At 66.1% G+C, this 4,381-nt stretch carries 3 protein-coding genes; 2 read left to right on the top strand and 1 reads right to left on the bottom strand.

Translation table 11 applies throughout. From position 1 onward, the window contains the following. Positions 1 to 169: 169 nt before the first annotated feature. Positions 170 to 1,507, bottom strand: a complete 1,338-nt coding sequence (locus I6U14_RS14620) for a cytochrome c family protein (RefSeq protein ID WP_296900251.1) — start codon at positions 1,505 to 1,507, stop codon at positions 170 to 172. Between the two features lie 377 nt (positions 1,508 to 1,884). On the opposite strand from I6U14_RS14620, the gene I6U14_RS14615 reads away from it, so the two are divergent. Both I6U14_RS14615 and I6U14_RS14610 read left to right on the top strand, forming a co-directional pair. After that, positions 1,885 to 3,519 (top strand): multiheme c-type cytochrome, encoded by a 1,635-nt coding sequence (locus I6U14_RS14615; protein ID WP_296900250.1) that lies wholly within the window; start codon positions 1,885 to 1,887, stop codon positions 3,517 to 3,519. Next, complete coding sequence (locus I6U14_RS14610; protein WP_296900249.1) at positions 3,516 to 4,241, top strand: NapC/NirT family cytochrome c; 726 nt, start codon at positions 3,516 to 3,518, stop codon at positions 4,239 to 4,241. The genes I6U14_RS14615 and I6U14_RS14610 overlap by 4 nt, the downstream gene beginning before the upstream one ends. Positions 4,242 to 4,381 lie beyond the last annotated feature (140 nt).

Genomic DNA, 4,381 nt, shown 5'->3' with positions numbered 1-4,381 from the left:
CTAAGGACTGACCGCAGCGGCGCGGTATCCACGGGAGATTGTGCCAACTGTACCCGGTCCGCGCTCCTTCGACAGGACCTAGCCAAAAAAAAGCACCCGGGCGCGAAGCGACGGGTGCCTGGATGTGGGGGCGGCCGTCATTGCACGGCCGCTGCGGAGTACGCCGACCTTATTCGGCGCTCATGGCCTGTTCGGACTCGGCGATGAGCACCGGCTCTTTTACGTCTTCCGGCAGGTGGTCGAACTTCTTGACCAGGTTCGGCCAGAGCAGATTGTAGTAGAGCTCCCCGCGGACCAGGGCCACGCCCTCGGCCGGGATCTCGTACTCGAGCACCCGTTCTTCATGAGGCTTGAGGCGGGTGTCCTCACCGGGCTGGGTGGCCGTCGGCGGAGGCGCCGGCATGCCCTCATCGTCTGCCAGGGCGTACGCCATGTAGGCCTGCGGGTCGTCCTTCGCCGGGTGGCCCTCGGCGTTCTGCCAGATGGGCTGGCCCGCGTCATCGTAAGCGGTGAGCTTGACGTAGATGTTGCGGAACGGCGCACCCGTGGGCATGGCATGCGGCTGCTGGTTCTTGATGTAGACGCTGGTCTTCAGCATGTCGCCGTCGCGCTCGCTGTTCACGTCGAACACGACAGAGCGCTTGAGCATCGGCTTGCTGTGGCCGCCGCCCATGCTGTGGTCGGCCAGCCCGTCGGTCACCGGCATGTGGCAGGACAGGCAGTTCACGTCGGTCTTGCTGTCGATGTACTCGTTGCCGGTCTGGCAGAGCGGTACACCGTGGGGGTTGTTGCGCTGGTCATGGCAGCCCCAGCAGGAGTCCGAGGTCTTCATCAGCCGCGGATTGCCTTCCATCGGCAGGGCCTGGATCTCTTCGCCCTCGAATTCCACCGGCTCGCCCAGGTGCGGGTTCGGCTTCTGCGAGTCCGCACCGCCGCCGACGCCGACGCCGCCGAACAGATCGTCGCTCGCCGAGGCCAGCTGCGCCAGACCGTTGTTGACGCCCTGCGGGCCCTGCAGGGTGTCGGCCACCTCGTAGGCCTTGAGACCAAGCCGGAGCTTGCCGTCTTCCCCGCGCACACCCTTGAATTTTTTGAGTGTGTGGCAGGCGACACAGTTGACGCCCTCGCTGTAGGCAGCCATGGCGTCGAGCTTGGTCTTGCCGTCCTTCGCGGCGTTGGGCGCGTGGCACTGCAGGCAGATCGGATACTTGCCGGAAGCCTTGTGCTTGACGTCCTCCGCCGTGGGATCGCCGACGACCATCTTGTAGAAGGTGCCGTGGATCGGGTCCTTGAGCGCCGTGCTGTTGGCGTGCATGGAGCCCTGCCACTGCTTGAAGATCTCCTGGTGGCAGTTGGCGCAGACCTCCGAGGAGACATGGTGAATGGACTCTTCCGCCTGCACGGCTGGGCCGAAGGCGGTCGTGGCCAGCAGTGCCAGCGCGGCGGATGTGAGGCCCCGGACGCGTTGCTGGAGCGGGCGTTTGAACAGGATCGGGATGGGTTTCACGAGCTTCCTCCCTTGGTTATTCGATGGATGCGCGAACGCGGCGTCATTGTTTCTGCATCGGCCGGTCGATCACATGCGCGCGGTCAATTATCTTCATTGCCCGCAGTGGGCCTTCTTGCTCTAATTTCTGAGCATTGCTGGCAGTGCGATTGAAAGAAGATCGACAATAAAGTGAATAATTAAATTAGCAGGCGCTAATCTGCTCTGCAGCCTCTATTCGCAAGCCTGCGATGGGGGGATGAGCGGATCATGCGCCGCGACGGTCATTGGCCGGAAGGCTGCCGTCGCGCACCCACGACAAGCGGTCTCGCGCGGCGGCCGGTGCGAACTCACACCGGCGCCTGGTATTTACCGCAGGCAGTAAGGCAGAAGCTCCCATGAATGCACTAATCCATCAGCCGCAGCAGCGGTCGCATCGCCGCCAACAGCGCCTTGCGGCATTGCTTATTTGTCTGCTTTGCGCCGCGCTCGCGCTGCCCGTGGCGGCCGAAAAGGTGAAGCTGGACCCGAGCGAGTGGGGCCATCCCGCCGGCGAAGACTGTGCCAGCTGCCATGAGAAGGCTTCACCCGGCATCGCCGAGCAGTGGCATCAAAGCGCGCACAAGACCGCCGGCGTCAACTGCATGGACTGCCACCAGGCGGACGCGGCCGACGTGGATGCCATCGAGCACGAGGGGCACGTCATCGCCACCATCGTCTCGCCCAAGGACTGCGGGCGCTGCCACGAGAAGGAATACCAGGAGCAGGAGGGCTCCGTGCATGCCGAGGCCTACGCCATCATCAAGGACCGGGTGCCGGCTCTAGCGCACAACGTCACCGGGCCCGAGATGCAGGCCGCCGGCTGTGATCAGTGCCACGGCTCGCAGGTGAAGGTGCGCGGCGACGGCACCCTGGACCCGGCCACCTGGCCCAACTCCGGCATCGGCCGCATCAACCCGGATGGCTCCAAGGGCAGCTGCTCGTCCTGCCACGGTCGCCACGCCTTCTCCAAGGCGCAGGCGCGGGAGCCGGACGCCTGCGTGCGCTGCCATTCCGGGCCCGACTCCCCGGACAAGGAGATCTTCGAGGCCTCCAAGCACGGCATGATCTACGCCGCCCAGCGCGATGCCATGAACCTGCACAGCGACACCTGGGTGGCGGGCAAGGACTACACTGCCGCGCCCACCTGCGTCACCTGCCACATGGGCGCCGCAGGTAAGGTCCCGGCCACGCACGACGTCGGCCTGCGCAACGCCTGGGCGCTGAACACACCGGTGTCGCAGCAGCAATACCTCGTGGTGTTGGACGACGGCTCGAAGCTGGAGATGCCCGCCGATGCCAAGCCGCCGAAGCGCGGCGCCGAGCTCACCAAGGCCGATGGCAGCACAGCCAAGGTCAAGGTCGTCGCCACACCGGAGCGCCGGCGGATGGTGATGTCCACCGTCTGCCTGGAGTGCCACTCCAAGACCATGACTGAGGGCTTCATGCGGCAGTTCGACGACGTGGTGGAGCTGTACAACACCAAGTTCGGCGAGCCGGCGGCGGCCATCATGGCCAGCCTTTACGACGCAGGCCTGCTGACCCCGCTGCCCTTCGACGAGCCACTGGAGTTCACCTATTGGGAGCTGTGGCACGACGAGGGCGCCCGTGCGCGCCACGGCGCCTCCATGATGAGCCCGAACCATGCCTGGTGGGAGGGTATGTACATGGTGGGCCGCAATTTCTACAGCCGCTTCCTGCCAGAGGCGCGGGCGGCGGCCGGTGATCGCGTTGCGGAGCTGGTGGATGCGCACATCGATGGCGCCGAAGGCCATGCTTGGCTCGCTCGAGGGGGAGAGGGCAATCCCATCCTTGGCTGGATGCCGCCAGAGCCGGAGCCGACGCCGGTTCCAGAGCAGTCACCGGCCGACGAGCCCGCCGCAACCGAGGAGCCGGCTGCAACGGGGGACGCGGCCGCTCGGGACACCGATGAGGCCGTCACGACCGCCGCTGCCGAAACGGGTGAGGCCGCCGCTGAGGAGGGTGCGCAATGATCAAGCTCGATCCGCCGGTCTTTATCACGCGCCATGTGCTGTTCGCGCTGGTGGCGGGGGGGCTCGGGGGTGTGGTGTTCATGTTCTTTCTGCTGGAGTTCGACCACTACACCAGCTCCAACGAGTTCTGCACCACCTGCCACTCGATGACCTACGCCGACGACAGCTACCAGCAGTCTGCGCACTACAACTCCGCCTCCGGCGTGCGCGCGAGCTGCGGGGACTGCCACGTGTCCGAGGGCATCGTCATGGCCACTTACGACCACGTGGTCGGCACCAAGGACCTCATCAAGCAGCTCTTCGGCAAGGCCGACTACGACGACCCAGTAGTAAACCTGCTGCACCTGCCGGACGCGGCCTTCGCTGCCCGGGAATGGTTCCGCAAGCGCGATTCCGCCACCTGCAAGCGCTGCCATGCGCTGGACGCCATTCAGGGCACCCGCGCCAACACCGCCGCAATCCACCAGGAAGAAACCGGCGGTAAGACCTGCATCGACTGCCACATGAATCTGGTCCACCGGAAGGTCCCGAGCGAGCAGACCTTCAAGCGCGAGGCCTGGAACGCCATGGTCGAAGAAGAGTTCGATCTGGTGCCGGGTACGGCGCAACGCCTGCTGGCCGGTGACCACCAGCCCGACCAGCAGGCAGCCGCTGCCGCGGCCGAGCCGGCGCCCGCGGCCCAGCTCGCTGAGGAGCCGGCGGCGGGGAGCAGCGCCAACTGATCCACCGCTCCACCTCGTGACACCGCGCCCGCGGGCTCACGCCCAACCCGTGCTCTTTGCCATCCGGTCGCGCTTGGGCAACTCCCTCGCCCGCGCCGCCCCCCCTCCCCCCCCCAACCCCACGTTCCCGCGGCCCGCCC

It is taken from the genome of Thiohalocapsa sp. (genome assembly GCF_019695415.1).
Lineage (GTDB): Bacteria > Pseudomonadota > Gammaproteobacteria > Chromatiales > Chromatiaceae > Thiohalocapsa.
The sequence above is the reverse complement of the archived record's forward strand: the minus strand, read 5'-3'. Positions and strand labels throughout refer to the sequence as shown.